This window comes from Sphingomonas sp. LaA6.9, assembly GCF_022601895.1.
GTDB lineage: Bacteria > Pseudomonadota > Alphaproteobacteria > Sphingomonadales > Sphingomonadaceae > Sphingobium_A.
Window position 1 is genome coordinate 1 of the sequence record NZ_JAKVIO010000049.1, and the last position, 25,616, is coordinate 25,616.

Genomic DNA, 25,616 nt, shown 5'->3' on the forward strand with positions numbered 1-25,616 from the left:
CGGACGCCTCCCTCAAGTGGTGTTCAACACCTCCACTTTGGCACATCGATGCCGTCGGGGGGCGTCCACCCCATCACAACATGGCGGACGGTTTCCGAACCGACAAATCGGTAGGCTATAGAAAACTATAGGGATCAACGTCCACCGCGACGCGGACCTTCGCTGACCAGTCGAGCTTGCCGAGCCAGTCGCGGATGACGTCCTGCACGTCGAGCGCGCGCCTTGCGTGGACGAGCAGGCGGAAGCGGTGGCGGCCGCGCAGCATCGCGAGCGGGGCGGGGGCGGGGCCATAGACCTGCATGCCCTCGATACGTGGCGCGGTGCGCCCTATGAGATTGGCGGTTTCGAGCGCGAGCTTCTGGTCCTCGGCCGAGATTATGATCCCGGCATAGCGGCCGAAGGGTGGGGCGCCCGCGTGCCGGCGCGCCTCGGTCTCGGCCTCGTAGAAGCTCACCGCATCGCCCGAGACCAGCGCCTCCATCACGGGCGCCGACGGGCTGTGCGTCTGGATCAGCACATGGCCGGGCTTTTCGCCGCGCCCCGCGCGCCCGGCAACCTGCATGATCTGCTGGAAAGTGCGCTCTGCGGCGCGCAGGTCGCCGCCCTCGAGCCCGAGATCGGCGTCGACCACGCCGACGAGCGTCAGATTGGGAAAGTGATAGCCCTTGGTGACGAGCTGCGTACCGACGACGATGTCGATCTCGCCCGCCTCCATCCGGTTGACGAACTCGGCGGCCTTGGCGGGCGACCACATCGTGTCCGAAGTCACGATCGCGGTGCGCGCGTCGGGGAAGAGCGCCTTCACCTCGTCGGCGATGCGCTCGACTCCGGGGCCGCAGGGGACGAGGCTGTCCTCATCCTGGCATTCGGGGCAGCGCTCGGGCGGCTGCATCACATGCCCGCAATGGTGGCAGGCGAGGCGGCGGACGAGACGGTGCTCGACCATCCAGGCGGTGCAGTTGGGGCACTGGAAACGGTGCCCGCAGGTGCGGCACAGCGTCAGCGGCGCATAGCCGCGACGGTTGAGGAACAGCAGCGCCTGTTCGCCGCGCTCGAGCGTCTCATGGACATGGGTGACGAGCCTGGGGGCGAGCCAGCGTCCGCGCTCGGGCGGGTCCTGGATCAGGTCGATCGCCTCGATATCGGGCATGGTCGCGGCGCCGAAGCGCGCGGCGAGCTTGAGTTCGCGGTAGCGCCCGATCTCGACCTGCTGGCGCGTCTCGATCGCGGGCGTGGCCGAGGCGAGGATCACGGGGCAGCTTTCGAAATGCCCGCGCATCACCGCGACATCGCGCGCGTGATAATGGACGCCCTCCTCCTGCTTGAAGCTCGTCTCGTGCGCCTCGTCGACGACGATCAGGCCGAGATTGGCATAGGGCAGGAACAGCGCCGAGCGCGCGCCCACGACGACGCGCGCCTCGCCGCTCGCGATCGCGCGCCATGCGCGCCGGCGCTGCGACTGGCGCAGGTCCGAATGCCAGGCGACCGGGGCATGGCCGAAGCGCGCGGTGAAGCGCTTGAGGAAGGGCTCGGTCAGCGCGATTTCGGGCAGCAGCACGAGCGCCTGGGCTCCCTGTCGGATGACTTCTGCGACGGCTTCGAAATAGACCTCGGTCTTGCCCGACCCGGTGACTCCGTCGAGCAGAAAAGGCTCGAAGGCGCGCGCCTTGACCGCGTCGACCAGCGCGTCGGCCGCCGCGGTCTGGATCGCGGAAAGCTCGGGCGGGGCGTGGTCGGGATCGGGCGCTTCATAGGGCGTGTCGATGCTGACCTCGACCGCCTCGATCGCGCCGGCCTTCACCAGCCCGCGGATTACGCTGTCGGAGACGTCGGCGATGAGCGCCAGCTCGCGGATCAGGCCCTGCCGGTCCCCGATCCGGTCCAGCGCCTGCGCGCGCTGTGGGGTGAGCCGTTCGGGACGAAAATCGGTCAGCCGGTACTCGGTGATCATCTTCGCGCCCTCGAGCGCGGAGGAGGATGGAAGTGCCATGCGCAGCACCGCGGCGGGCGGGGCCAGATAATAGCTTGCGGTCCATTCGATCAGCCGGCGCAGGGGGTCGCGCAAGGGCGGAAGGTCATAGGCCGCGATCAGGTTGCGCAGCCGGTTGTCGCCGACCTCGGCATCCGAGGGCATGCGCTCGGGCTCCCAGACGACGCCGGCGAGCTGCCGCGGTCCAAGCGGGGCGACGACGATCGACCCCGGTTCGACCTCCATCCCGCGCGGGACGCGATAGTCGAGCGGGCCGAGTGCACTGTTGAGTATAAGGACGCGGGCGCGAGTCATGCGCCCTTAGTTAGGGGCGGCAGCGGCGAAAGGGAATCGTCCACGCGCATTCTCGGCGTTTCCGAGGAAAATCATTATCCTCGCGGCATGTCCGCGCTCGATTCGCCTTGCTGCTGGCTGTGCGAAAGGCCGCTTGGCCACCGTGTGGAATGGCATCATCCCGTACCCAGGAGCCGCGGCGGATCGGAGACGGTGCCGCTCCATCCGATTTGCCATCGCACGATCCACGCGATCTTCAGCAATGTGGAGCTTGCGCGTCGCCCCGCAACGCCGGCGGCGCTGCGCGAGAACCCTGCTATGGCGCGTTTTCTGGTGTGGATCGCGACCAAGCCCGCCGATTTCCATGCACCGACGCGCACGCGACGGTGATGCATGGGGAGTCAGTGTGCGTGCCGGGCGCCCGATGAATGGCTGGACAAGGACGCAAGCGTGATCACGGCAATGATCGTGGTGATCGCGGCAACCGTCATATCGTCGATCGCCTCTGCCAGCAGCACGGCAAGGCCGAACGCGAGCGCGAGAGCGGTCAACAGGCCGAGCACGCGCGACATCAGCGTGCGACCCGGGCGATATGCCCCGCGAGCGTGGTCAAATGGCCACGCGAGTAGCCCGAGGCGAGGAAGCGGGCGGTCTCGTCCGACGAGATGCGATCGATTCCACGGCGCAGGAGGATCGCCATCCGGCGCAGCGCCTCAAGCCGCGGATCGGCGAGCGCATTGCCGCGACGAATGTCGAACAGCGTGTCGAGGAAGCGCCGAACGCGGCCCGGGGCGGAAAGCGTGGCCGGGCTGTCGTGGCGCGAGAGCGCTATCACGGCCAGTTCCTCGGCGCTGAAGCGCTGCTCGTTGACTGCCCGCTGCCGCGCGACCGGAGCTGTCGCGGCCAGTGTGAGCTGATGTTCGGAAAGGTCGAGATAAGCCATTGTGCCGATCCTGCTTCCATCTTGGCCCGGCCGGTCTGGGAGGAACACCGGCCGGGCTCTGGGGGACGCGATCTAGATAACCCAATCGCTATCGTTTCATTAGATGGGTATTTGGATACGGATCGTTTCCGAAAACGGCATTATGGATCAGGCGACGCGTTCGCCGTCCCGCGCTGCCTCAAGCCCGGCGATGTCGATCTTGATCATGCCGAGCATCGCCTGCGCGACGCGGCGTGCCCGATCACGATCGGGATCCTTCATCATTTCGCCGAGCGCTCTGGGCACGATCTGCCAGGCCACACCGTAGCGATCCCTGAGCCAGCCACATTGTTCTGGTGTGCCGCCATCGAGCAGCGCGTTCCAGAGCCGGTCGACCTCGGCTTGATCCTCGCAATCGATCGTGAACGAGATCGCGTGGTTGAAGGGGTCGAGCGGGCCTGCGCTCATCGCCTGAAACTTCTGACCGGCAAGCGTGAAATCGACGACCACAACCGAGCCTTCGGGGCCCGCCGGGCTCTCGCCCAGCATGGTCTGCACATTGTCGATCCGCGAATCGGGAAGAAGCGAGACATAGAACTTCGCGGCTTCCTCCGCCTCCCTGGCGAACCACAGGCTTGGAATGATTTTGGACATGATCAATCCTCCTTGTTCGGACGTGGCCCGACCGCGGCGAACATCGCGCCTTGCGGATCGAGCGCGTTGATGATCCACATGCCGCCCGGAACCTCGCCCGGGCCGTAAAGGATCTTGCCGCCATTGGCGGTGACGCGGTCGAGCGTCGCGTCGATATCGGCGACGCTGACATAATAGAGCCAGGCGGGGTGCGGAAATTCCTTGTCGTCCATCATCCCGCCAAGGTCGTCCTGCCCGGCGTTGAAGATCTGGTAGGTGCCCATCGGGCCCATATCTATCGCCTCGGATTTGCGCCAGCCGAACTGCTTCTCGTAGAAATCGAAGCCCGATTTCCAGTCGTTGGAATGCAGTTCGTTCCAGCCGACATGACCCGTCTTCATCGAACGCGCCTCGCTGGTGCTGTCGCTCGGTCCGGTGAAGAGGCAAAAGACCGCCCCCTGCGGGTCGGCGGCAACCGCGAAGCGGCCGACGCCCGGAATGTCCTCGGGCGGTCGGCGGATCGTACCGCCATCCTGCACGAGCTTCGCTGCGGCGGCGTCGACATCGTCAACGCCGACATAGCCGATCCAGCCGGGCTTGCTGCCGGCGTCGCAGGCTTCGGGGGGCAGTTCCATCACGCCGCCGACATCGGCGCCATTCGATGAAAGCAGCGTGTAGCGCATGTCGGGATTGCCTGCGTCACGCGTGTTCCATCCGAACACGTCGCCGTAAAAGCTTTCGGCCTTTTGAGGATCGGTGGTGACAAGTTCGTACCAGACGAAATCGCCCTGGGAACCGGACATGGTCATTCTCCCTGTGTGGCGTGGTTAGCCGGCTTCGACGATCGTCTCGAAACCGCCGTAGAACATGCGCTTGCCGACAAAGGGCATCTCGCCGTCGGGCTTCATGCGTTCATCGGCCATGATCTTTTCCCAGGCGGCATCGCGCACCTCGCGCGACGGCCAGGTGATCCACGAGAAGACGACGTTTTCGCCCTCCTCGGCCTTCACCGCCATGTAGAAGTCGGTGACCTCGCCCTTCTTCACGTCATCGCCCCAGGACTCGACCACCTGAAGCGCGCCATATTCCTGAAAGATCGGCGCCGCCTTGGCCGCCATCTTGCGATAGGCTTCCTTGTTCGCGTGCGGCACGGGCGCCACGAATCCGTCAACATAGGCCATTGTTGAACTCCTCTTCTGGTGTCAGGCGGCAGCCGTCTCGGCAGGCGAACCGGCTGCAAGCGCGGCTTCGACATCCATCCACATCACTTCCCAGATATGGCCGTCGGGATCCTCGAAGCTGCGGCCATACATGAAGCCATAGTCCTGCTTCGGCGTCGGATCGATGACGGCACCCTCTGCCCCGGCCTTGCCGATCATCGCATCCACATTCTCGCGGCTGTCGGCGGACAGGCAGATCAGGATTTCGCTCGTGCTGTGCGCGTCCGCGATCTTCTTGGACGTGAACTGACCGAACTTTTCATGCGTCAGCAGCATCACGCTGATCGTATCCGAAAAACTCATCATCGACGCGGTTTCATCGGTGAACTGTGCGTTCTGCTCGGCACCCACCGCCTTGTAAAAGGCGATTGACCGATCCAGGTCGACGACGGGCAGGTTGATGAAGACCATTTTGGGCATCTTTTTCTCCTCTCGAATCGCTGTTTGACGATGATGATGAATCAAGTTAGAAAAAACAACTATGAAGTCACAAAAAATAACTAGCGGTCGCGAAAAGCCGTCGCCACGGCGCTATGACGATGCCTGCGCGGCGGCGCATGCGCTCGATCTTCTGGGAGAACGCTGGGCATTGCTCGTGGTTCGCGAACTCATGTTCGGGGCCAAAAGATTCAGCGATCTGCGCGCCGATCTGCCCGGGATCAGCGCCAACGTGCTGACGCAGCGGCTGGAAGGATTGGCCGCGGCGGGAATTCTGGTGCGGCGCAAACTGCCGCCGCCGGGTGCGACACAGGTCTATGAGCTGACCCAATGGGGCTATGAGACCGAACCCGTTTTTCAGGCGCTGGGGCGCTGGGCGGCGCGTTCGCCGCATCATGATCCGACGCTGCCCTTCGGGGCGACCTCGCTGTTCCTGTCGTTCCGCACGATGCTCGATCCCGTGCTGGCGGAAGGGATCGATGCACGGATCGGCTTTCGGATCGGCGCGGAAAGCTTCATGGCGAGGCTTGGGGACGGGCGGATCGAGATTGCGCGTGCCCCGATCAGCGACGCCGATGTCGTTTTCGCGGCGGCGGCCACGACAATGGCGGCGGTCATCTATGCCGGGCAGCCATTGTCCGAGGCAGAGGCGGCGGGGGCGCTTGCGATCGAAGGCGATCGTCCTCTGGCCGAACGCTTCCTTACGCTGTTCCCGTTGCCGTCGAGGGTCGGAGAGGCGGGCTGAGCCGGCGGCTTCGCGAATGCACGCACTGGCACTATAGAGCGGCGCAACGAATCACCTTTCCAAGCGAGCGCATCCCATGAAATTCTTCGTCGACACCGCCGACACCAAGGAAATCGCTGATCTGGCCGCCACAGGCCTGCTCGACGGCGTCACCACCAACCCTTCGCTGATCCACAAGTCGGGCCGCGAATTCCTCGATGTCGTCAAGGAAATCTGCGGCATCGTTGCAGGTCCGGTGTCGGCCGAGGTCGTTGCGCTCGATCATGAAGGCATGATGCGCGAGGCCGAAGTGCTGCGGAAGATCGCAGACAATGTCGCGGTCAAGGTGCCGCTGACGATCGACGGGCTGAAGACCTGCAAGAAGCTGACCTCGGACGGCACGATGGTCAATGTCACGCTCTGCTTCTCGGCCAATCAGGCGCTGCTCGCAGGCAAGGCGGGCGCGACCTTCATCTCGCCCTTTGTTGGTCGTCACGACGATGTCGGCTTCGACGGGATGGAACTGATCGCTGATATCCGCCAGATCTACGACAATTACGATTTCCCGACCGAGATCCTCGTCGCGAGCGTGCGTCACCCCATCCATATCCTGCAATCGGCCAAGATCGGTGCCGACGTGATGACCGCGCCGCCCGCGGTCATCAAGGCGCTCTTCAACCACCCGCTGACCGACAAGGGCATCCAGGGCTTCCTCGCCGACTGGGAAAAGACCGGCCAGAAGATCGGCTGACAGCAGCCGTCATCCCGGACCTGATCCGGGATCCATGAACACGGGCGGTGGGGATTTCGACGCGGCGGTGTTCATGGACCCTGAATCAAGTTCAGGGTGACGATAGTTGAGGAGTTGGGCATGGTGCGCCGATGACCGGGGCACCATCGCTCATCTCCGCCTGGCGCGATCATTTGCGCGTCAATCGCCGTCGCTCCGAGCATACCGTGCGCGCCTATGTCGCGACGGCGGAGCGACTGGTCGGCTTTGTCCAGGAGCATCGCGGCATGGCGGTCGACGCCACGCTGCTCGCCACGCTGACCCCCGCCGACCTGCGCGCCTATCTCGCCTTTCGGCGCGGCGACGGGCTCGGCAACGCTTCGGCCGCGCGCGAGCTTTCGGCGGTGCGCGGCTTTCTTTCCTTTGTCGCGGGCGAGGGCGGCGAAATCCCCCGGCTGAAGGGGCCGCGTGTCAAGAAGGGCGTGCCACGCCCGGTTTCGCCCGACGAGGCGATCGCGCTTGCGGAAGACGCATCCGAACATGCGCGCGAGCCATGGATTGGCGCGCGCAATTGGGCGGTGCTGATGCTGCTCTATGGCGCGGGACTGCGTATCGGTGAAGCAATGGCGCTGACCGGCAGCGTCCTGCCATTAGGCGAGACGATGAGCGTCACCGGCAAGCGCAACAAGACGCGGATGGTCCCGATCCTGCCGCAGGTGCGTGACGCGATCGAGGCCTATGTCGCGCAATGTCCCTATGCGCCTTCCAGAGATGCTCCGCTGTTCCGCGGCGCGCGCGGAGGGCCGCTGTCGGCGGCCCTGATCCGGCGCGCGGTGCAGGGTGCGCGCGGGCGGCTGGGATTATCCGACCGGACGACGCCGCATGCGCTGCGCCACAGTTTCGCGACGCACCTGCTGGGGCGTGGCGCCGATCTGCGCGCTCTGCAGGAGTTGCTTGGCCATGCCAGTCTCAGCTCGACGCAAATCTACACCGCGGTCGATGCGGCGCACCTGCTCGACGTCTATCGCAACGCGCATCCGCGCGCCTGATCAGGGCGCCGGGCGCCAGAAGATTACACGCCAGAGATAGGTGCCGACGATCAGCACGATCACCGCGGTCGAGACGGGACCGATGAAATCGTCGATGCTCTCGACATTGTTGCCCAGGGTCCAGCCGAACAGGGCAAGCACCGAGGTCCAGCCGGCGGTGCCAATCGTCGACCAGATGACGAAGGTCGACAGCCGCATGTGCAGCAGCCCCGCCGGGATCGAGATCAGCGAGCGCAGGGTCGGCAGCATGCGCCCGAAAAAGACGAAGGCGAAGCCGAACTGCCCGAACAGCTTTTCCGCACGCTGGATTTCGTGCCAGTCGAGCGTCAGCCAGCGGCCATATTTGTCGATGATCGGCTTGAAACGCTCGATGCCCACGACGCGTGCGGCCAGATACCAGAAATAGTTGCCGAGCATCGCGCCCGCGGTGCCGCTGCCGATCACGCCGGCCAGCGACATATGCCCCTGCGCGGCCTTCACGCCCGCGATCGACATGATGATCTCCGACGGGATCGGGGGAAACACCGTTTCGAGGAACATGAGAAATGCGACGCCGAGATAGCCCGACTGCTCGATGAGCCTGATGATCCAGTCCGACAAGATGGCGTCCTTAGCGTCCGAGCCGCTTCTCGATCGCGTCCCAGATCATCGCAGCGGTGTCGGTGCCGTTGAAATGGTCGATCGCGACGATGCCGGTGGGGGAGGTGACGTTGATCTCGGTCAGGTAACCGCCGATCACGTCGATGCCGACGAAAAGCAGCCCGCGCTTCTTGAGTTCCGGGGCGAGCGCGTCGCAGATTTCCTGTTCACGCGGCGTGAGCATGGTCTTCTCGGCGCGGCCGCCCGCGGCTAGATTGGAGCGGATCTCGCCCTTGCCGGGGATGCGGTTGATCGCGCCTGCGACCTCGCCGTCCACCAGCACGATACGCTTGTCGCCGCCCGATACTTCTTTCAGGAACGCCTGAACCATGAAGGGTTCGCGCCACACCTCGCCGAACAGCTCGACGAGCGAGGCGAGATTGGCGCCGTCGGCGCCGATGCGGAACACCGCCGAGCCCGCATTGCCGTGGAGCGGCTTCACGACGATCTCGCCGTGCTGCTCCTGAAAGATGCGGACTTCCTCCAGCGAGCGTGTGATGAGCGTCGGCGGCATATAGTGCCCGAAATCGAGCACGAAGAGCTTTTCGGGCGCGTTGCGGACCGAGGCGGGGTCGTTGACCACCAGCGTCTGATCGCGGATGCGCTCGAGCAGATGCGTCGCGGTGATATAGCCCAGGTCGAAGGGCGGATCCTGCCGCATCCAGACGACATCGACCTCCTGACCCAGATCGAGCTTCACGGGCTCGCCGAAGCTGTAATGATCGCCCTCGACGCGGCGTACAGTCACCGGATGCGCGCGCGTCCAGACGCGGCCATCGGCATAGCTCAGGTCCTGCGCTTCATAATGATAGAGCCGGTATCCGCGCTCCTGCGCGGAGAGCATGATCGCAAAGGTCGAATCGCCCCCGATCTTGATGCTTTCCATCGGGTCCATCTGGACGGCGACCTTGAGGCTCATGAGTTTCTCCGAACTAACGCGCGTCGGGCTTTAGGCGAGGCCGACGCCCATGTCACCCGTGCCAGGCATTGGCGATGTGGCGGGGCATCCTCCAGGGTGCAAGCAGCAGCACGTCGATCCGGATATCCTCGCCGTTGCGCGCGAAGCGCGGCGCCAGCGCATTGGCGGCCGCCGCCACGCGCGTCAGGCGATGCCGGTCGATCGCGACGTCGAGTTCGGCGCTGGTGGCGCGCGTCTTGACCTCGACAAAGGCGACGGTCCGACCGCGTTTCGCGACGAGATCGACCTCCCCCATCGGCGTCTTCACGCGCCGCGCGACGATGCGCCAGCCCTGAAAACGCAACCACCACGCGGCGGCTGTCTCGCCGGCACGTCCCCGCTGCTCGGCGTGGCGGCGGTTCACGTCAGCCCTTCATGTCCATGGCGCGCGCATACAGCGCCCTGCGATCGAGCCCGAGCTTCTTCGCGACCTCGCCCGCAGCCTTGGCGGGGGGAAGGCGGGTCAGCGCCTCGGCGAGCGCGGCGTCGGCATCGTCGGCGCTTGCGGCGGGCGCTTCGCCCGGTGGCGCGACGATCACGACGATCTCGCCCTTGGGCGGGTTCTCGGCATAGCGCGCGGCGAGCACCGACAGGTTCTCGGTCACGCACTCCTCGAAGCGCTTGCTGATCTCGCGCGCGACCCCTGCCTCGCGGTCGCCAAGTCCCTCGGCAAGCGCCGCAAGCGTCGCGCCGAGCCGCGGTCCCGATTCGTAGAGGACGAGCGTGGCGCGAACCGCGGCGACTTCTGCGATCGCGTCTGCTCGCGCCTTTTGCTTGGGAGGTAGGAAACCCAGAAACAGGAAGCGGTCGCTGGGCAGTCCGGCCAGCGTCAGCGCCGCAATCGCCGCACAGGGGCCGGGAATGGTGGTTACGGTCACCCCGGCCGCGCGCGCGTCACGCACCAGCTTATAGCCGGGATCGGAGATAAGTGGCGTCCCCGCATCGCTCACCAACGCTATGGATTCGCTGGCCATTCTGTCGATAAGTCCGGGCCGCACACGATCGGCATTGTGATCGTGATAGGGCATCATCGTCCGCTTGACGCCGATATGCTGGAGCAGCTTGGCCGTCACACGGCTGTCTTCGCACGCGATCATATCGGCCTGCGACAATATCGTGGCGGCGCGGGGGCTCAGATCGGAAAGATTGCCGATAGGCGTCGCGACGATATAGAGACCGGGTTCAAGTTTTGCGTTCATGGAAGGGATGTCATGGCAGAGGCAGTGCTCAGGCTGCAACCGGCGCGCGCGAAAAAAGCGCGGCCGTTCGGGATGTTCGGGGTGTTCGTGGCGGGCCTCGCGCTCGCGGGCTGCCAGACGATGGTCCCCAAGGGCAAGCCCGCGCCCAAGCCGGTCACCGAGCAGCCCGACGGTCCGGTCGGCCCCGGACTTCCCGAGGATCAGCTGCGCCACCGCGTCGCCTTGCTCGTGCCGATGACGGGGAGCAATGCGGGCGTCGGCGAAGCGATCGCCAACGCCGCCAACCTCGCGGTGCTCGACACCGGCGGCAAGCAGATCCGCATGACCACCTACGATACCGCGCTGGGTGCGGCGGCGGCGGCGCAGAAGGCGATCGCCGATGGCAACAAGGTGATCCTTGGGCCGCTGCTGGCCGAGGATGTCCGCGTCGTCGCGCCGATCGCGCGCAAGGCGAATGTGCCGATCATCAGCTTTTCCAACGATGCGAGCGTGGCGGGCGATGGCACATGGCTGCTGGGCTATAACCCCGCCCAGTCGATCGAGCGCGTCGTCGGTTTCGCCCGCACCAAGGGCGCCGCCAGCTTCGCGGGGCTCGCGCCCAATGGCGTCTATGGCCAGCGCGCCTCCAACGCGATGATCCGCGCGGTCGAGGCCGCCGGCGGCCGCATGGTCGGCATGCAGAATTACGACCGCTCGCAAAAATCGATGCAGGCGGCGGTGACGCGGCTGGCGCAGACGAGTTCCTACGATGCGCTGCTGATCGCCGACAGCGGCGGCGTGGCGGTGCAGCTCGCGCCGATGGTGCGCAAGGGTGGGGGCGCCGATGCGCGGCTGCTTGGCACCGAATTGTGGAATACCGAAGGCGCGATCGCCAACAGCCCCGTCCTGCGCGGCGCCTGGTTCGCAAGCGTTTCGGACGGCCTCTACAGCCAGCTCGCGAACAAATATCGCGCGCGCTATGGCAAGGCGCCCTATCGCCTGTCGAGCCTGGGTTACGATGCGGTGCTGCTCGTCACGCGCGTTGCGCGCGACTGGAAGGTGGGAACCGCATTCCCCGCACGCGTGCTGGGCGACGAGGGCGGCTTTGCGGGCATCGACGGCGCTTTCCGCTTCGGCAAGGACGGCATCGCACAGCGCGCGCTGGAGGTGCAGCAGGTCGATCCGGGCAAGTTCACGGTCGTATCGCCCGCGCCCAAGACTTTCGGGAACTGAGGAGTCCCGGGCAATAGCATGCGCGCGCGGCCGGTGCCGGCATCGGCCGCGGCGTGCTGCCCCGCGACGATGCGAGATGGTGGCCCTTCGACGGGGCTCGGGAGAGCCTTAGCTTCGCAAACTTCTCACAAACGCGCATGTTGATTCGCCTTACCGCCGGCGTCCGGATGATCGGTCGCCGGCGAGAACATGACATGAACATTGTGTGTAGGACAGGCGGTTGAGCTCGGGGCCGGCCGGATCAATCCGGGTCTTTCCCTTTCAAGAAAAGGGGGCGCTCAGCGGAGGCTTCCTGTGCTTAAATCGCGAACGTCCGGACCCGACGACGTTGTCGTCGTTTACATCTCGTTCGGCGGCTCCCGAAACCGGACGTTGGATCATGTCTCGTCCACCATCACTTGGCTTTCGCGGTAAAGCTCCAATGTAGCGGCGCGTCGGTCTTCGCACGCGACGTGCAAGATCACTGTTTCTGCAAGGTCGACGTCGGGGTGCGATGCACAATTTCCTGCGAACCAAAGAGCATCTGGCAGCGGTTCTTTGTCATGCCATGTCGTCATTACAAACCTGTCGTCCGGTATATCCCCGAAGTCAAAAGCCTCTAAGACGGTCCAATCCACGGTGTCGTGCCAAGCCTCGCAGGCAACACCCCAAGCGATGAAGTAAAGGCATCCGCTCTCCACGAGCCACGAAGCCACTACATCCCGCCAAACTTGGCTCACAGCATGTTCGGCAATCAAAACAGCTCGGTAGGGCCGAGGCTCTACGCGAGGCGGAGGATGGTCCGGCGATAGGTGCAGATAATCCAGCTTCATTGCGCGAGCCTAATCTTGCCTCGACCACGTGCAAGTGGGGCGGCTAACCATCCCTCCCGAGGAAAAGCTGCCAGTCCGCTCCCCACGACCTAGACGACGATTTCCGCAAGGATGCGATCGAGAACCAGCATGCCGGCGTCGTTGACGCCGAGCCGGCTATCCGTCCGCTGTAGCAGGCCCTGACGCGCGAGCCGCGCGACCGCGTCGGCGTCTGTCAGCGCGTCTGCCGCCAGCCCGCTCATCGCCGCGATGCGTTCGAGATCGACGCCTTCGGCAAGACGCAAGCCCATCAGCAGCGCCTCGCGCGCGCGATCGCGTGGATCGAGCGGGGTTTCGCTTTCGATGCCGTGGGTGTTGCGGTCGATCGCCGTCAGCCAGTTTTCGGGCTTCTTGCGGCGGAAGGTGGCGAGCGCGCCGCGACGGCCATGCGCGCCGGGGCCGATGCCGACATAGTCGCCGTAACGCCAGTAGGTGAGGTTGTGGCGGCTTTCCTGACCCGTGCGCGCGTGGTTTGAGATTTCATAGGCGGGCAGGCCCGCTTCAGCGGTCTGCGCGCGCGTCTGTTCGAACAGGTCGGCGCCGTGATCGGGATCGACCTCGGGCAGCTTGCCCTGCGCGACGAGCGTGGCGAAGCGCGTGCCGGGCTCGATGGTGAGCTGATAGAGCGAGAGATGCGACGTGCCGAAGGAGAGCGCGCGCGCGAGTTCGGCGTGCCAGTCGTCGAGCGTCTGGCCGGGCCGCGCATAGATCAGGTCGAAGCTGACACGGTCGAACACGCGTTGTGCGGTGTCGAGCGCCGCGAGCCCTTCGTCCACGTCATGCGCGCGGCCGAGGAAATGCAGCGCCTCGTCATCGAGCGCCTGAAGCCCCAGCGACACGCGGTTGACCCCGGCGGCAGCAATGTCGGCAAAACGCGCTGCCTCGACCGAGGAGGGATTGGCCTCCAGCGTGATCTCGATATCGTCCGCGAACCCCCAATGCCGTTCGGCGGCGTCGAGCAGCGCCGCCACGGTTTCGGGGGGCATCAGCGAGGGCGTGCCGCCGCCGAAGAAGATCGAGCCAAGCCTGCGTCCGGAGGTCAGCGCGGCTTCATGCGCGAGATCGGCGAGCAGCGCTGTGCGCCACTGTTCCTGATCGACGCTCTCGCGGACATGGCTGTTGAAGTCGCAATAGGGGCATTTCGAGACGCAGAACGGCCAGTGGATATAGAGGGCGAGGGGCGAGTGACCGGTCAATTCACCCTCAGAATACCGCGGCGACGAGCTGCGCGAAGGCATCGGCGCGGTGGCTCATGCGATGCTTGGCATCGGGATCCATCTCGCCAAAGGTGATGTCGAAGCCATTGGGCCTGAACATCGGGTCATAGCCGAAGCCCCTTGTCCCCCGCGGGGGCCAGACGAGCACCCCGTCGACGCGCCCCTCAAATGTTTCGACATGGCCGTCGGGCCATGCGAGCGACAGCGCGCAGATGAAATGCGCGTCGCGGCCGACATCGGGGCCGACGCGCTCGAGATTCTGTTCGACGAGGCGCATCGCGTCGCCGAAATCCTTGTCCGGGCCGGCCCAGCGCGCCGAGAAGATGCCGGGCTCGCCGCCCAGCGCCTCGACGCACAATCCGCTGTCGTCGGCGAGCGCGGGGAAGCCCGAAAGGTCGGCCGCCGCCAGCGCCTTGAGTTCGGCATTGGCGATGAAGGTGGTCCCGGTTTCGTCGGGCTCGGGCAGGTCGAGTTCGGCCGCCGAGACCACTTCGAGCCCATGGGGGCCCAGAAGCGCTGCGATTTCGCGCACCTTGCCCGGATTGTGGCTGGCGATCACCAGCTTGCCGGGTGCCAGCTTGCGGATCGCCTGACGGCCGGGTTCCTCGCTCATCGCCTGCTCCTTATCGACCGGCCGCCGCCGCCTGCGCCGCGAAAATATCGGCGCAGCCGATCCGCGCGAGACGGAGCAGGCGCAGCAGCGCCTCCTCGTCATAGGTCTCGCCCTCGGCTGTGGCCTGCGCCTCGGCGATGTTGCCGTTTTCGGTCAGCACGAAATTGGCGTCGGCGCCGGCGTTCGAATCCTCGTCATAGTCGAGGTCGAGCACAGGCGTGCCATTATAGATACCGCACGAGACCGCCGCGACCTTCTGCTGGATCGGATCGACCGTGAGCAGCTTCTTTTCGAGCAGCGTGTCGACCGCGAGGCGGAGCGCGACCCATGCACCCGAGATCGAGGCGGTGCGCGTGCCGCCATCGGCCTGGATCACGTCGCAATCGAGCGTGATCTGGCGCTCGCCCAGCGCCTTCAGATCGACGACCGAGCGCAGCGACCGTCCGATAAGTCGCTGGATTTCCTGCGTACGGCCCGACTGCTTGCCCTTGGCCGCCTCACGGCTGCCGCGCGTGTGCGTGGCGCGGGGCAGCATGCCATATTCGGCGGTGACCCAGCCTTCGCCCTTGCCGCGCAGGAACGGCGGCACGCGTTCCTCGATCGAGGCGGTGACGAGCACCTTGGTCTCGCCAAAGCCGATCAGGCACGAACCCTCGGCATGTTTGGTAAAGCGCGATTCGATGCTGATGGTGCGCATTTGATCGGGGGCGCGGCCGGAAGGGCGCATGCAATTCTCCTTTGGATTTCGGGGGCGCTTTAGCTTCCAAGCGCTGTACGTGCCAGCCATTCCTGCACGCGCATCGGGATTCACCCTTTTGCGCGAATGGCAGTATAAGGCCCGATCCAGGCGGGGCGGGAGATCGGCATGAAGATCCTCAAGATCATATTGATCGCGTTCGGAATCCTCGCATTCCTGATGGGTGTGCTGTGGATGGGGCAGGGGACCGGCTATATCCGCTGGCCCGCAAGCAGCTTCATGATCGACATGTCCGAATGGACGATCCGCGGCGCGGGGCTCGCAGTGGCGGGACTCGTCGCAGTCATTGTCGCACGGCGGTTGCTTTAGCGCGGGTCGAACCCCTACATCTGCGTCATGATGTCTCCGCCCGTAACCGAACTGAGCGACCGCGCGCGCGATATTTTTCGGCTCGTCGTGGAAAGCTATATCGAAAGCGGCCAGCCCGTCGGCTCGCGGACGATCTCCAAATTGTCGCTTCTGAACCTGTCGCCTGCCTCGATCCGCAACGTGATGCAGGATCTGGAAGAGGTCGGACTGCTCAGCAGTCCGCACACTTCGGCCGGGCGGCTGCCGACCGAAACAGGACTTCGCCTCTTCGTCGACGGGATGATGCAGGTGGCCGAGCCGAGCGCGGCTGAGCGCGCCGCGATCGAATCGCGCGTCACTGCGACGGGGCCGATCGAGGAGGCTCTGACCGCCGCGACCGCCGCGCTGTCGGGGCTTTCGGCATGCGCCGGACTGGTGCTCGTGCCCAAGCGCGAGCCGGTGCTGCGCCAGTTCGGTTTTGTGGCCCTGTCCGAGCGTCAGGCGCTCGCGGTGCTCGTGGGCGCCGACGGTTCGGTCGAGAATCGCGTCGTCGAGCTTCCGCACGGGATGACCCCGGGAGCGTTGAACGAGGCCGCCAATTACATGAGCGCGGTGCTGGCCGGGCAGACGCTGTCCGAGGCGCGCGTGACCGTCGAGCGCGAGATCTCGCTGGGACGCGCTGCGCTTGATGCCGCCGCCGGCGAGCTGATCGGGCGCGGGCTCGCGCTCTGGTCCGAAGATGGCGCGCAGCGCCCTGTCCTGATCGTGCGTGGTCAGGCAAACCTGATCGACGCCAGCGCCGCCGAGGATCTCGAACGGGTCCGCCAGCTCCTCGACGAGCTCGAAGGCAAGGAAGAAATCGCGCGGCTGCTCGACAGCGCGCGGAGCGGCGCCGCCACGCGCATCTTCATTGGATCCGAAAACAAACTCTTTTCGTTATCGGGTTCGTCGGTCATAGCGGCGCCCTATCGCGGGCAGGACGGGCGCGTCGTCGGCGTGGTCGGTGTGATCGGCCCCACGCGCTTGAACTATGCCCGCGTGGTTCCCATGGTGGACTTCACCGCACAGACATTATCGAGATTGATCGGATGAACGACGAACAGAAAGTGGACGAAACCCCCAGACAGGACGCCGCCGAGACGGCCGGCGAGGCCAACGGGGCAGAGACGAACGGGCTCGATCGGCTCGGTGAGCTAGAGGCCGACCTGGCCGAAGCCAAGCAGGCAGTGCTCTACGCGCAGGCCGAGGTCCAGAATGTCCGCCGCCGTCTCGAAAAGGACGCGCAGGATGCGCGCGCCTATGCCGCGACGGGCTTCGCGCGCGATATCCTCTCGGTTGCCGACAATCTCGGCCGCGCGCTCGACGCGGTGCCCGCCGAACTGCGTCAGGACGACAAGCTCAAGGGGCTGCTCGCGGGCATCGAGGCGACCGCCAAGGAACTGACCAGCGTGTTCGAACGCAACGGCATCACGCGCATCACTGCGCTGGGCGAGGCGCTCGATCCCAACCGCCATCAGGCGATGGTCGAAATCCCCAGCGCCGACGCGCAGCCGGGCACGATCGTGCAGGAAATGCAGGCGGGCTACATGATCAAGGATCGCCTGCTGCGTCCCGCGCTGGTTGGCGTGGCGAAGAAGCCGGATTGAGCACGGAGGGGGCAGATCTGCCTCGACCGTGATCCTGACCCGATGATCATCGACATTCCGCACAGGCTCGATCGCGACGAGGTCAAGCGCCGCCTGCAATCGCGGATCGGCGAACTGCCGGCGCATATTCCCGGCGGGATTGCGGAGGTCTCCTCATCCTGGCCAGCGCCCGACCGCATGGCGATCGCGGTCGGCGCGCTCGGCCAGCAGGTTACGGGGACGATCGACGTGCATGAACAGTACGTCCGGCTGACCGTGGTGTTGCCGGCGGCGCTGTCGTTCATGGGACCGCTGATCGAAGCCGCGATCCGGCAGAAGGGCGAGAAGCTGTTGCTTGAGGATGGGCGCGGGTAAAGATCTGGTTCTTCGTGGCGGCTTGCGACGGCAAAGTTGCCGCCTCCTTTATCGTCACCCGGGCTTGACCCGGGGTCCCGCTTTTCTCATCCATCGGTGATGGGGCAAGCGGCAATCCCGACTGGCAGGATATGTTCGCCTTGTTGGCCTGACCAAAAAAGCGGGACCCCGGGTCAAGCCCGGGGTGACGAAGTTGCGGAACGGCAGCGTCCCTCGACATCGCGGACGTAATACGCCCCACATCGCATCATCCCCGCAGGAACGGCAGAACGCTTTCATATTGTCCCAGCGATGGTGCGCCGCGAATCGTGGCTCCCTGTCGGAGCATGAAGGCGTGCTTCACGATCTCGGCCTGCTGTTCGATGCCGTAGCGTTCGAGCGGCCAGCCGGGTTTCAGCGCATAGTCGTAGCGGCAGAAGGGGTGGCGCGCGAGGGGCAGGAAGATGCCCTTCTGGCGCTGCCAGACATGCGTCATCTCATGGATGAACAGCCCCTGCGCCGCCAGATTCTGCCCGCAGAAATCGTCGCAATAAAGACCGCTTTTGGGGTGAAACCAGATATGGCCGTCGGGCGCCATGGTGACGCGTCGCGGCTGGAACCACCACCATTTGCGATGCTGGATGGTGACCGCGTCATAATTGATCGCGTTGCCGAAAACGCTTGCGGCGAGGTTGCGTTCGGCTCCGGTCAGCGGGCGGCCGCTCAATGCGCGTTGTGCTCCTCTCCGCCCGCAGCGGGCGCGCCGGCGGCCTGGAGGGGCGCGTCGATATAGATCTGCTCGCCGCTCGCGAAGGTGAAGTCGAGCCGGATCGTCTCGCCCGCCTTCAGGTTGCGGCGCAGGTCATGGAGCATGACGTGCTTGCCGCCGGGTTTGAATTCGACCTTGCCCTTGGCCGGAATCGGCACCGACTGGATCGGAACCATCTTCGTTACGCCGTTTTCGGTCACGACATCGTGCATCTCGGTCTTGATAGCCACGTCCGAGCTGACGCGGATCAGCGTGTCATCGGTAAGGCCGCCATGCACCGTGAAATAAGCTGCACCCGGATTTTCCATGACCGCGGGAAGCCGCACCCAGCCCTTGTCGACATAGAGAATCGGGTCCTGCCCGCAGCTTCCCAGCGCCAGCGCGGCGGCTGCGAGGACGGGGGCGAGGGCAAGGCGCAACTGCATGATTCTGGCTCCTCAAACGATTGAGTTGCCTAACTAGGCGCACGACCTGCTTGCGACAAGAAAAAGCCCACCTATATCGCCGGCGTAACTTGGTCTTCGGGGGTACCGCGGGCCGTGTAGTCATTCTGGGGTAATGAGGGATATATGGGCAAGGTTATCGGTATCGATCTTGGCACCACAAACAGCTGCGTTTCGGTGATGGAGGGCGGCAAGCCCAAGGTCATCGAGAATGCCGAGGGCGCGCGCACCACGCCGTCGATCGTTGCGTTCGCGAAGGATGGCGAGCGTCTGGTCGGCCAGCCCGCGAAGCGTCAGGCGGTGACCAATGGCGACAACACGATTTTCGCGGTGAAGCGCCTTATCGGCCGCCGCTTCGACGATCCGGTGACAAAGAAGGATACCGAACTGGTTCCCTACACCATCGTGAAGGGTCCCAATGGCGACGCATGGGTGAAGGCCGGCGGCGAGGATTACAGCCCGTCGCAGATCAGCGCGTTCATCCTTCAGAAGATGAAGGAAACCGCCGAGAGCTATCTCGGCGAGACCGTCGATCAGGCCGTCATCACCGTTCCGGCCTATTTCAACGACGCGCAGCGTCAGGCAACCAAGGACGCGGGCAAGATCGCGGGCCTCGAGGTGCTGCGCATCATCAACGAGCCCACCGCGGCCGCGCTGGCCTATGGCCTCGACAAGCAGGACGGCAAGACGATCGCGGTCTATGACCTTGGCGGCGGCACCTTCGACATCTCGATCCTCGAGATCGGGGACGGCGTGTTCGAGGTGAAGGCCACCAACGGCGACACCTTCCTGGGCGGCGAGGATTTCGACGCCAAGATCGTCCAGTATCTGGCCGACGAGTTCAAGAAGGCCGAGGGCATCGACCTCACCAAGGACAAGCTTGCGCTGCAGCGTTTGAAGGAAGCCGCGGAAAAGGCGAAGATCGAGCTGTCGTCGGCGCAGTCGACCGAGGTCAATCTGCCCTTCATCACCGCCGACGCCACGGGGCCGAAGCACCTTGTGAAGAACATCACGCGCGCCGATCTGGAGCGTCTGGTGGACGACCTGATCAAGCGGACGCTCGATCCCTGCAAGAAGGCGCTGGCCGACGCGGGCGTGAAGGCTGATGATATTGCCGAAGTCGTGCTCGTCGGCGGCATGACGCGCATGCCCAAGGTCCGCGACGTCGTGAAGGGCTTTTTCGGCAAGGAACCGCATACCGGCGTGAATCCTGACGAGGTCGTCGCGATGGGCGCCGCGATCCAGGCGGGCGTGCTCCAGGGCGACGTCAAGGACGTCCTGCTGCTCGACGTGACCCCGCTGTCGCTCGGCATCGAGACGCTCGGCGGCGTGTTCACGCGCATGATCGACCGCAACACCACGATCCCGACCAAGAAGTCGCAGGTCTATTCGACTGCCGATGACAATCAGCAGGCGGTGACGATCCGCGTCTTCCAGGGCGAGCGCGAAATGGCGGCGGACAACAAGATCCTCGGCCAGTTCGACCTGGTCGGCATCCCGCCCGCGCCGCGCGGCGTACCGCAGATCGAGGTGACGTTCGACATCGACGCCAACGGCATCGTGCACGTGACCGCGAAGGACAAGGGCACGGGCAAGGAACAGCAGATCAAGATCCAGGCCTCGGGCGGCCTGTCGGACTCGGACATCGACCAGATGGTCCGCGACGCCGAGCAGTTCGCCGAGGAGGACAAGAAGCGCCGCGAGGCGGCCGAGGCGAAGAACAACGCCGAAAGCCTGATCCACACGACCGAGAAGCAGCTCGAAGAGCATGGCGACAAGGTTGATGCGGCGCTCAAGTCCGAGATCGAGGCTGCGGTTGCCGACGCCAAGGCGGCGGTCGAAGGCGGCGATCCCGCGGCGATGACCGAAAAGGCGCAGGCGCTGGCGCAGGCCGCGATGAAGCTCGGTCAGGCGATCTACGAGAAGGAGCAGGCCGCAGCCGCGTCGCCGGGCGCCGAGCAGCCTGCTGCATCGAAGGCCGACGACGACGTTGTCGACGCCGAATTCTCGGAAGTCGACGAAAACAAGGGCTAATGCATGGCTCGCCCCGTCATTCACCGGCAATGTGAAGGACGGGGCGGAACGCCGGGGGCGGCATGAACATCGAAGCTGATTATTACGAACTGCTCGGGATCGAGCGCACTGCGGACGATGGGACGATCAAATCGGCCTATCGCAAGCTCGCGATGCAGTATCATCCCGACAAGAATGGTGGCTGCACCGATTCCGAATCGAAATTCAAGGCGATCAGCGAAGCCTATGATTGCCTGAAGGATCCGCAGAAGCGCGCGGCCTATGACCGGTTCGGCAAGGACGCCTTCCAGAATGGCGGCTTTGGCAATGGCGGTGGCGCCGGCGGCGGTTTCGAGGGTTTCAGCGATATTTTCGAAACGATCTTTGGCGCGGGCTTTGGCGGCGGCGGTCAGCGCCAGGCTGCGCGGCGCGGCGCCGATCTGCGCTATGACATGGAGATCACGCTCGAAGAGGCCTATCACGGAAAGCAGACCTCGATCGCGGTTGACGTGTCGGCGCGCTGCGACCCGTGCGACGGCACCGGCGCGAAGCCCGGCACTTCGGCCAAGACCTGCCACAGCTGCGGCGGCCGCGGCCAGGTGCGCGCGCAACAGGGTTTCTTCGTCGTCGAACGGACCTGTCCGGCCTGCCACGGCGCGGGTCAGGTCATCGCCGATCCGTGCCCTTCCTGCCACGGCGAGGGGCGCGTCGACCGCGAGAAGAAGCTCGAAGTCAACATTCCCGCAGGCGTCGACGAGGGCACGCGCATCCGGCTTTCGGGTGAAGGTGAGGCGGGCGCGCGCGGTGCCCCTCCGGGGGACCTCTACATCTTCCTGCATGTGAAGCGGCACCCGGTCTTCGAGCGCGAGGGAACGACTTTGTTCTGCCGCGCGCCGATCAGCTTCACCACCGCCGCGCTTGGCGGCTGCATCACCGTACCCGGGCTCGACAAGGTCGATCACGAGATTCGTATTCCGGCGGGCATCCAGTCGGGCAAGCAGATCCGTCAGCGGGGCGCGGGCATGCCCGTGCTGCAAGGGCGCGGCCATGGCGACATGGTCGTCCAGATCGAGGTCGAGACGCCGACGCGGCTCAGCGCAAAGCAGAAGGAGCTGCTCGAAGCGTTCCGCGAGACCGAGACCGGCGAGGAATGCCCGGCGTCGAGCGGCTTCTTCGCAAAGCTCAAGACGATGTGGGACGATCTGACCGACTGACGTCGGTCACCAGCCGCCACCGGGGCCTGATTCTCATCCGTAATGAAGCATGTGGGCGTTGCCCGCATGCTCTCGCGCGTCGATAGTCATGCGATTGAAGGATACGAAAAACCCCGCCGGACTAAAGGGATGTCCGGCGGGGTTTCGAGTGTTGCGACCGGGGTCGGGAGAGGAGAGTTACCCCGATCGCGAGCGCCATGCGGTTGCGGCGAAGGGACACCGAAACCGCCAGGAGGAGCGCTGTATCGACGTTCCGCGGCAGGATGCGACCCCGGTCCGCGCTGGAACATTCGATGCCCGTGATGTAATATAATTGTTCATTGGCGCAATTTTAATTTGCGTCATCGCACATGCAGAAGTTGCAATCGCACGCGGCCCGCGCGCCGCAGGCAAAAGAAAACCCCGCCGGGTATGTGCCGCTGGCGGGGTCTCCAGGCTCAGCTCAGGCGACCAGGACGGTGCCGAGCGCAAGCGCCTGCGTGGCGAACAGCAGCACAAGGCTGGTCGCCGTCTCAAACAGCTTCATTGTTTTTCTCCAGATGCGGGCGATCCTGCCCGCGCCCGCACTTCATTGTGCGATGCAGCATAAGTAATAATATTGCAACATGACGCAATTTCAAAACGCGTCAACGCAGTTGCAATTTATGCAATCATGGCGCGGCTCTGTGCAATATTGCCCAGACTGCGCTGATATTGCGCGCTGAATCGCGATTACGATTGCTGCATTCGCCGATAAGGCGTGTCGACGCTCAGGCGCCGAATACCCGCGCGAAGATCGTGTCGACATTCTTGAAATGATAGCCGAGATCGAAGCGATCCTCGATTTCTTCCGCCGAAAGCGCGGCGGTCACTTCCGGATCGGCCTTGAGCAGTTCCATCAGCGAGAGCTGGCCGTCCGATTCCCAGACCTTCATGGCGTTGCGCTGGACGAGCCGATAGGAGTCCTCGCGGCTGACGCCCGCCTGGGTGAGCGCAAGCAGCACGCGCTGCGAATGGACGAGACCGCCCATCTTGTCCAAATTCTTCTGCATCCGCTCGGGATAGATGACGAGCTTGTCCATCACGCCCGTCAGGCGCGCGAGCGCGAAGTCGAGCGTGATCGTGGCGTCGGGGCCGATATAGCGCTCGACCGAGGAGTGCGAGATATCGCGCTCATGCCAGAGCGCCACATTCTCGAGCGCCGGGGTGACATAGCCGCGGACCATGCGCGCAAGGCCCGTCAGGTTCTCGGTCAGCACGGGGTTGCGCTTGTGCGGCATCGCGGACGAACCCTTTTGCCCGGGCGAGAAATATTCCTCGGCCTCGAGCACCTCGGTACGCTGGAGGTGACGGATCTCGGTCGCGAGCCGCTCGATCGAAGAGGCGATGACGCCCAATGTCGCAAAGAACATCGCATGACGATCGCGCGGGATCACCTGGGTGGAGGTCGGCTCGACGGAGAGTCCTAGCTTTTCGGCGACATGTTCCTCGACGCGCGGGTCGATATTGGCGAAGGTGCCGACCGCGCCCGAAATCGCGCAGGTCGCGATGTCCGCGCGCGCCGCGATCAGCCGCTCGCGATTACGCGCGAATTCGGCATAGGCCTGCGCGAGCTTGAGCCCGAAGGTGACGGGTTCGGCATGGATGCCATGGCTGCGTCCGATCGTCGGGGTGAGCTTGTGCTCCCAGGCGCGGCGCTTGAGCACCTCGAGGAGCTTGTCGAGATCCTCGATCAGGATGTCCGAAGCACGTGCGAGTTGCACTGCGAGGCAGGTGTCGAGCACATCGGACGAGGTCATGCCCTGATGCATGAAGCGCGCCTGGTCGCCGACATTCTCGGCCACCCAGGTGAGAAAGGCGATCACGTCGTGCTTGGTCACCGCCTCGATCGCGTCGATCGCGGGCACGTCAATCGCGGGACTGGTCGCCCACCAGTCCCACAGCGCCCTGGCGGCGTCCTTCGGCACGACGCCCAGCTCGGCGAGCGCGTCGGTGGCGTGCGCCTCGATCTCGAACCAGATGCGGAATCGCGATTCCGGTTCCCAGATCGCGGTCATGGCGGGGCGGGCGTAGCGGGGTACCATGGGGAACCTTTCTGGAGTCGGATGGCCGCATTTTCGGCACGGAATCGGTCGGGGCGCGCGATAGCAGGGGCAGGGCGCTGCTTCAATTGTGGCCATCGATGTCAGCACGTAACAAGGTGCGCGACGATGCAAAAGTCATTGAGGAGCAGGGCGTTGTTGCGGATTGTCACCTTCGCCGGTCTGCTTGTGCTCGCGGCCCCGTCGGGCGCGCAGGAAGCGCCAAAAACGCCACAAGCACCACAAGTGCCCGATCAACCGCCCGAAAAGGCACTCGAAGCCGCGGTCGCGGCGGACTGGCCGCGTTTCGATCATGGCGGAAAGGGGCATCTGACGCCCGACGAGTTCTCGTCATGGCTCATCACGTTGCGCACGCAATCCAATGGCGCTGGCGAGGATCCGGCGAAGCTGCGCGCATGGGCCGACTCCGCGTTCGTCCAGGCGGACGGGGATGCCGACAAGCGGGTCTCTCCGGAAGAATTCACGGCCTTCCTTCGATCCAAGCTCAAGAAATAAGTCGGCCCGGGATCGATAATCATCGTGAGTGGCGAACGGTTCGACCATGAATCGAAGTCTTATGGCGATGAAGTGCGATCGTGATCCGTGATGTTCAGGAACCCGACAGAGCTTTTCGCCGTTTCTTGGGGCGTGGCTGGCAGAACGACTGCAAAAATCGTTGCGCCACGGAAACAGTTTTTAGGAATTCAGGAGTTTATTGATGATTCGTACCATTATCTTTGCCAGCGCGATTGCGCTCTCGGCTCCGGCTCTGGCTCAGGACGCGCAGGCGCCGGCCGAGGCCCCGAGCGAGTCGACGGCGACGCAGGCACCCGCCGAGGCGGCTGCTGCGCCCGCGCAGGACGCTGCCGCGGCACAGCCGCAGGCGGCTGCAGCTTCGCAGGTCGAGCAGGTCGTGAACGCCGATTTTCCGGCCTATGACAAGGACGCCAATGGTGAACTGAGCAAGGAGGAGTTCGCAACCTGGATGCTGAAGATGCGCCAGGCTGGCGGCGATACCGCGACGCCCGAAAAGGAACTGACCGCATGGGCCGGCGCCGCTTTCGCGCAGGCCGATGCTGACAAGAACCTGACGGTAAGCAAGGGCGAGCTGACCAGGTTTCTCGCCGGCTGATCCGGCTTTCAATTTCCGAGCGCGACGGGCGGCCCGAAAGGGTCGCCCGTTTCCTTTTGGGGTGGACGCGGGCCTAAAGCAGCCCCAATGCACGCATGCTCGAATGGCCCTGCGCGCCGATGATGATGTGATCGTGCACCGCGATCCCGAGCTTCTTTCCCGCTTCGGCGATGTCACGCGTCAACGCGATGTCTTGCCTGCTCGGCGAGGGGTCGCCGCTTGGATGATTGTGGACGAGGATCAACGCGGCGGACCCTAATTCGATCGCGCGACGTACCACCTCGCGGACATAG

General features: G+C 64.7%; 32 protein-coding genes. 13 read left to right on the forward strand and 19 right to left on the reverse strand.

Translation table 11 applies throughout. The features are described from left to right. Positions 1 to 115: 115 nt before the first annotated feature. Positions 116 to 2,284, reverse strand: a complete 2,169-nt coding sequence (locus MKI88_RS18405) for a primosomal protein N' (protein ID WP_241633013.1) — start codon at positions 2,282 to 2,284, stop codon at positions 116 to 118. Positions 2,285 to 2,371: 87 nt separating this feature from the next. Between MKI88_RS18405 and MKI88_RS18410 the strand changes: the two genes are divergently transcribed. Next, positions 2,372 to 2,653, forward strand: coding sequence for an HNH endonuclease (locus MKI88_RS18410; protein WP_241633014.1), 282 nt, complete (start codon positions 2,372 to 2,374; stop codon positions 2,651 to 2,653). A gap of 11 nt (positions 2,654 to 2,664) precedes the next feature. On the opposite strand, the gene MKI88_RS18415 is transcribed toward MKI88_RS18410, so the two are convergent. The 6 genes from MKI88_RS18415 to MKI88_RS18440 all read right to left on the reverse strand — a co-directional run bounded on the left by MKI88_RS18415 (position 2,665) and on the right by MKI88_RS18440 (position 5,458). Next, positions 2,665 to 2,835: a hypothetical protein gene (locus MKI88_RS18415; protein ID WP_241633015.1), complete on the reverse strand. Its 171-nt coding sequence runs from the start codon at positions 2,833 to 2,835 to the stop codon at positions 2,665 to 2,667. Continuing rightward, positions 2,835 to 3,206, reverse strand: a complete 372-nt coding sequence (locus tag MKI88_RS18420; RefSeq protein WP_241633016.1) for a hypothetical protein — start codon at positions 3,204 to 3,206, stop codon at positions 2,835 to 2,837. Before MKI88_RS18420 ends, MKI88_RS18415 begins: the two co-directional genes overlap by 1 nt. Before the next feature lie 147 nt (positions 3,207 to 3,353). Further along, positions 3,354 to 3,839 carry a VOC family protein gene (locus tag MKI88_RS18425; protein WP_241633017.1) on the reverse strand — a complete coding sequence of 162 codons (486 nt, stop codon included), beginning with the start codon at positions 3,837 to 3,839 and terminating at the stop codon, positions 3,354 to 3,356. Positions 3,840 to 3,841: 2 nt separating this feature from the next. Continuing rightward, positions 3,842 to 4,621, reverse strand: a complete 780-nt coding sequence (locus MKI88_RS18430) for a VOC family protein (protein WP_241633018.1) — start codon at positions 4,619 to 4,621, stop codon at positions 3,842 to 3,844. Between the two features lie 24 nt (positions 4,622 to 4,645). Continuing rightward, positions 4,646 to 4,999 (reverse strand): DUF1428 domain-containing protein, encoded by a 354-nt coding sequence (locus MKI88_RS18435; RefSeq protein ID WP_241633019.1) that lies wholly within the window; start codon positions 4,997 to 4,999, stop codon positions 4,646 to 4,648. Between the two features lie 21 nt (positions 5,000 to 5,020). Then, positions 5,021 to 5,458, reverse strand: a complete 438-nt coding sequence (locus tag MKI88_RS18440) for a VOC family protein (protein ID WP_241633020.1) — start codon at positions 5,456 to 5,458, stop codon at positions 5,021 to 5,023. A gap of 61 nt (positions 5,459 to 5,519) precedes the next feature. On the opposite strand from MKI88_RS18440, the gene MKI88_RS18445 reads away from it, so the two are divergent. The 3 genes from MKI88_RS18445 (at position 5,520) to MKI88_RS18455 (ending at position 7,979) form a co-directional block, all read left to right on the forward strand. Then, positions 5,520 to 6,221, forward strand: a complete 702-nt coding sequence (locus tag MKI88_RS18445; protein ID WP_241633021.1) for a helix-turn-helix domain-containing protein — start codon at positions 5,520 to 5,522, stop codon at positions 6,219 to 6,221. Positions 6,222 to 6,297: 76 nt separating this feature from the next. After that, positions 6,298 to 6,951 carry a fructose-6-phosphate aldolase gene (gene fsa / locus MKI88_RS18450; protein ID WP_241633022.1) on the forward strand — a complete coding sequence of 218 codons (654 nt, stop codon included), beginning with the start codon at positions 6,298 to 6,300 and terminating at the stop codon, positions 6,949 to 6,951. Between the two features lie 131 nt (positions 6,952 to 7,082). Then, positions 7,083 to 7,979: a tyrosine recombinase XerC gene (locus MKI88_RS18455; protein ID WP_241633023.1), complete on the forward strand. Its 897-nt coding sequence runs from the start codon at positions 7,083 to 7,085 to the stop codon at positions 7,977 to 7,979. On the opposite strand, the gene MKI88_RS18460 is transcribed toward MKI88_RS18455, so the two are convergent. From MKI88_RS18460 to rsmI, 4 genes are read right to left on the reverse strand one after another with little or no spacing between them, the layout of a single operon-like run. Continuing rightward, positions 7,980 to 8,579, reverse strand: a complete 600-nt coding sequence (locus MKI88_RS18460) for a DedA family protein (protein ID WP_241633024.1) — start codon at positions 8,577 to 8,579, stop codon at positions 7,980 to 7,982. It abuts the gene before it with no gap. A 10-nt stretch (positions 8,580 to 8,589) separates the two neighbouring features. Further along, positions 8,590 to 9,537, reverse strand: a complete 948-nt coding sequence (gshB, locus tag MKI88_RS18465; protein WP_241633025.1) for a glutathione synthase — start codon at positions 9,535 to 9,537, stop codon at positions 8,590 to 8,592. A 52-nt stretch (positions 9,538 to 9,589) separates the two neighbouring features. Beyond that, positions 9,590 to 9,940 (reverse strand): YraN family protein, encoded by a 351-nt coding sequence (locus tag MKI88_RS18470; protein WP_241633026.1) that lies wholly within the window; start codon positions 9,938 to 9,940, stop codon positions 9,590 to 9,592. A gap of 1 nt (position 9,941) precedes the next feature. Then, positions 9,942 to 10,775, reverse strand: a complete 834-nt coding sequence (rsmI, locus tag MKI88_RS18475) for a 16S rRNA (cytidine(1402)-2'-O)-methyltransferase (RefSeq protein WP_241633027.1) — start codon at positions 10,773 to 10,775, stop codon at positions 9,942 to 9,944. Positions 10,776 to 10,787: 12 nt separating this feature from the next. Here rsmI and MKI88_RS18480 point away from each other — a divergent pair, with 12 nt between their 5' ends. Beyond that, the gene (locus MKI88_RS18480) at positions 10,788 to 11,987 is read left to right on the forward strand and encodes a penicillin-binding protein activator (protein WP_241633028.1); all 1,200 of its coding nucleotides are present in this window, start codon (positions 10,788 to 10,790) and stop codon (positions 11,985 to 11,987) included. A gap of 377 nt (positions 11,988 to 12,364) precedes the next feature. On the opposite strand, the gene MKI88_RS18485 is transcribed toward MKI88_RS18480, so the two are convergent. The 4 genes from MKI88_RS18485 to rph all read right to left on the reverse strand — a co-directional run bounded on the left by MKI88_RS18485 (position 12,365) and on the right by rph (position 15,395). Further along, positions 12,365 to 12,799, reverse strand: a complete 435-nt coding sequence (locus MKI88_RS18485; protein ID WP_241633029.1) for a hypothetical protein — start codon at positions 12,797 to 12,799, stop codon at positions 12,365 to 12,367. Positions 12,800 to 12,888: 89 nt separating this feature from the next. Next, positions 12,889 to 14,034 carry a radical SAM family heme chaperone HemW gene (gene hemW / locus MKI88_RS18490; protein ID WP_241633030.1) on the reverse strand — a complete coding sequence of 382 codons (1,146 nt, stop codon included), beginning with the start codon at positions 14,032 to 14,034 and terminating at the stop codon, positions 12,889 to 12,891. Between the two features lie 7 nt (positions 14,035 to 14,041). Next, positions 14,042 to 14,668, reverse strand: a complete 627-nt coding sequence (gene rdgB / locus MKI88_RS18495) for an RdgB/HAM1 family non-canonical purine NTP pyrophosphatase (protein WP_241633031.1) — start codon at positions 14,666 to 14,668, stop codon at positions 14,042 to 14,044. Positions 14,669 to 14,678: 10 nt separating this feature from the next. Beyond that, positions 14,679 to 15,395 carry a ribonuclease PH gene (gene rph / locus MKI88_RS18500; RefSeq protein ID WP_241633032.1) on the reverse strand — a complete coding sequence of 239 codons (717 nt, stop codon included), beginning with the start codon at positions 15,393 to 15,395 and terminating at the stop codon, positions 14,679 to 14,681. A gap of 138 nt (positions 15,396 to 15,533) precedes the next feature. Between rph and MKI88_RS18505 the strand changes: the two genes are divergently transcribed. From MKI88_RS18505 to MKI88_RS18520, 4 genes are read left to right on the forward strand one after another with little or no spacing between them, the layout of a single operon-like run. After that, positions 15,534 to 15,734: a hypothetical protein gene (locus tag MKI88_RS18505; protein WP_241633033.1), complete on the forward strand. Its 201-nt coding sequence runs from the start codon at positions 15,534 to 15,536 to the stop codon at positions 15,732 to 15,734. Positions 15,735 to 15,761: 27 nt separating this feature from the next. Next, a complete protein-coding gene (gene hrcA, locus MKI88_RS18510) occupies positions 15,762 to 16,805 on the forward strand; it encodes a heat-inducible transcriptional repressor HrcA (protein WP_241633034.1) in 1,044 nt (347 codons plus the stop codon). Continuing rightward, a complete protein-coding gene (gene grpE / locus MKI88_RS18515) occupies positions 16,802 to 17,359 on the forward strand; it encodes a nucleotide exchange factor GrpE (protein ID WP_241633035.1) in 558 nt (185 codons plus the stop codon). Before hrcA ends, grpE begins: the two co-directional genes overlap by 4 nt. Positions 17,360 to 17,401: 42 nt before the next feature. Further along, positions 17,402 to 17,713 carry a polyhydroxyalkanoic acid system family protein gene (locus tag MKI88_RS18520; RefSeq protein ID WP_241633036.1) on the forward strand — a complete coding sequence of 104 codons (312 nt, stop codon included), beginning with the start codon at positions 17,402 to 17,404 and terminating at the stop codon, positions 17,711 to 17,713. Positions 17,714 to 17,960: 247 nt separating this feature from the next. On the opposite strand, the gene MKI88_RS18525 is transcribed toward MKI88_RS18520, so the two are convergent. Both MKI88_RS18525 and MKI88_RS18530 read right to left on the reverse strand, forming a co-directional pair. Next, entirely contained in the window at positions 17,961 to 18,419 is a 459-nt protein-coding gene (locus MKI88_RS18525) for a vgr related protein (protein WP_241633037.1), read from the reverse strand. Beyond that, the gene (locus MKI88_RS18530; protein ID WP_241633038.1) at positions 18,416 to 18,886 is read right to left on the reverse strand and encodes a copper chaperone PCu(A)C; all 471 of its coding nucleotides are present in this window, start codon (positions 18,884 to 18,886) and stop codon (positions 18,416 to 18,418) included. Before MKI88_RS18530 ends, MKI88_RS18525 begins: the two co-directional genes overlap by 4 nt. A 144-nt stretch (positions 18,887 to 19,030) precedes the next feature. Here MKI88_RS18530 and dnaK point away from each other — a divergent pair, with 144 nt between their 5' ends. Further along, positions 19,031 to 20,938 (forward strand): molecular chaperone DnaK, encoded by a 1,908-nt coding sequence (gene dnaK, locus MKI88_RS18535; protein WP_241633039.1) that lies wholly within the window; start codon positions 19,031 to 19,033, stop codon positions 20,936 to 20,938. A 62-nt stretch (positions 20,939 to 21,000) separates the two neighbouring features. After that, complete coding sequence (dnaJ, locus tag MKI88_RS18540) at positions 21,001 to 22,131, forward strand: molecular chaperone DnaJ (RefSeq protein ID WP_241633040.1); 1,131 nt, start codon at positions 21,001 to 21,003, stop codon at positions 22,129 to 22,131. 749 nt (positions 22,132 to 22,880) lie between these two features. On the opposite strand, the gene purB is transcribed toward dnaJ, so the two are convergent. Then, positions 22,881 to 24,194 carry an adenylosuccinate lyase gene (purB, locus tag MKI88_RS18545; protein WP_241633041.1) on the reverse strand — a complete coding sequence of 438 codons (1,314 nt, stop codon included), beginning with the start codon at positions 24,192 to 24,194 and terminating at the stop codon, positions 22,881 to 22,883. A 153-nt stretch (positions 24,195 to 24,347) separates the two neighbouring features. Here purB and MKI88_RS18550 point away from each other — a divergent pair, with 153 nt between their 5' ends. After that, positions 24,348 to 24,707 (forward strand): hypothetical protein, encoded by a 360-nt coding sequence (locus MKI88_RS18550; RefSeq protein ID WP_241633042.1) that lies wholly within the window; start codon positions 24,348 to 24,350, stop codon positions 24,705 to 24,707. Between the two features lie 202 nt (positions 24,708 to 24,909). Next, complete coding sequence (locus tag MKI88_RS18555; protein WP_241633043.1) at positions 24,910 to 25,323, forward strand: EF-hand domain-containing protein; 414 nt, start codon at positions 24,910 to 24,912, stop codon at positions 25,321 to 25,323. A gap of 73 nt (positions 25,324 to 25,396) precedes the next feature. On the opposite strand, the gene MKI88_RS18560 is transcribed toward MKI88_RS18555, so the two are convergent. Then, positions 25,397 to 25,616 (reverse strand): JAB domain-containing protein (locus tag MKI88_RS18560; RefSeq protein ID WP_281063760.1); only part of this gene is annotated, 220 nt, incomplete at its 5' end.

Coding starts and splice junctions, on each gene's coding strand:
- MKI88_RS18405 (WP_241633013.1), bottom strand. CDS start 2,284: ATGACTCGCGCCCGCGTCCTTATACTCAACAGTGCACTCGGCCCGCTC.
- MKI88_RS18410 (WP_241633014.1), top strand. CDS start 2,372: ATGTCCGCGCTCGATTCGCCTTGCTGCTGGCTGTGCGAAAGGCCGCTT.
- MKI88_RS18415 (WP_241633015.1), bottom strand. CDS start 2,835: ATGTCGCGCGTGCTCGGCCTGTTGACCGCTCTCGCGCTCGCGTTCGGC.
- MKI88_RS18420 (WP_241633016.1), bottom strand. CDS start 3,206: ATGGCTTATCTCGACCTTTCCGAACATCAGCTCACACTGGCCGCGACA.
- MKI88_RS18425 (WP_241633017.1), bottom strand. CDS start 3,839: ATGTCCAAAATCATTCCAAGCCTGTGGTTCGCCAGGGAGGCGGAGGAA.
- MKI88_RS18430 (WP_241633018.1), bottom strand. CDS start 4,621: ATGTCCGGTTCCCAGGGCGATTTCGTCTGGTACGAACTTGTCACCACC.
- MKI88_RS18435 (WP_241633019.1), bottom strand. CDS start 4,999: ATGGCCTATGTTGACGGATTCGTGGCGCCCGTGCCGCACGCGAACAAG.
- MKI88_RS18440 (WP_241633020.1), bottom strand. CDS start 5,458: ATGCCCAAAATGGTCTTCATCAACCTGCCCGTCGTCGACCTGGATCGG.
- MKI88_RS18445 (WP_241633021.1), top strand. CDS start 5,520: ATGAAGTCACAAAAAATAACTAGCGGTCGCGAAAAGCCGTCGCCACGG.
- fsa (WP_241633022.1), top strand. CDS start 6,298: ATGAAATTCTTCGTCGACACCGCCGACACCAAGGAAATCGCTGATCTG.
- MKI88_RS18455 (WP_241633023.1), top strand. CDS start 7,083: ATGACCGGGGCACCATCGCTCATCTCCGCCTGGCGCGATCATTTGCGC.
- gshB (WP_241633025.1), bottom strand. CDS start 9,537: ATGAGCCTCAAGGTCGCCGTCCAGATGGACCCGATGGAAAGCATCAAG.
- rsmI (WP_241633027.1), bottom strand. CDS start 10,775: ATGAACGCAAAACTTGAACCCGGTCTCTATATCGTCGCGACGCCTATC.
- MKI88_RS18480 (WP_241633028.1), top strand. CDS start 10,788: ATGGCAGAGGCAGTGCTCAGGCTGCAACCGGCGCGCGCGAAAAAAGCG.
- MKI88_RS18485 (WP_241633029.1), bottom strand. CDS start 12,799: ATGAAGCTGGATTATCTGCACCTATCGCCGGACCATCCTCCGCCTCGC.
- rdgB (WP_241633031.1), bottom strand. CDS start 14,668: ATGAGCGAGGAACCCGGCCGTCAGGCGATCCGCAAGCTGGCACCCGGC.
- rph (WP_241633032.1), bottom strand. CDS start 15,395: ATGCGCCCTTCCGGCCGCGCCCCCGATCAAATGCGCACCATCAGCATC.
- MKI88_RS18505 (WP_241633033.1), top strand. CDS start 15,534: ATGAAGATCCTCAAGATCATATTGATCGCGTTCGGAATCCTCGCATTC.
- hrcA (WP_241633034.1), top strand. CDS start 15,762: ATGATGTCTCCGCCCGTAACCGAACTGAGCGACCGCGCGCGCGATATT.
- grpE (WP_241633035.1), top strand. CDS start 16,802: ATGAACGACGAACAGAAAGTGGACGAAACCCCCAGACAGGACGCCGCC.
- MKI88_RS18520 (WP_241633036.1), top strand. CDS start 17,402: ATGATCATCGACATTCCGCACAGGCTCGATCGCGACGAGGTCAAGCGC.
- MKI88_RS18530 (WP_241633038.1), bottom strand. CDS start 18,886: ATGCAGTTGCGCCTTGCCCTCGCCCCCGTCCTCGCAGCCGCCGCGCTG.
- dnaK (WP_241633039.1), top strand. CDS start 19,031: ATGGGCAAGGTTATCGGTATCGATCTTGGCACCACAAACAGCTGCGTT.
- dnaJ (WP_241633040.1), top strand. CDS start 21,001: ATGAACATCGAAGCTGATTATTACGAACTGCTCGGGATCGAGCGCACT.
- purB (WP_241633041.1), bottom strand. CDS start 24,194: ATGGTACCCCGCTACGCCCGCCCCGCCATGACCGCGATCTGGGAACCG.
- MKI88_RS18555 (WP_241633043.1), top strand. CDS start 24,910: ATGATTCGTACCATTATCTTTGCCAGCGCGATTGCGCTCTCGGCTCCG.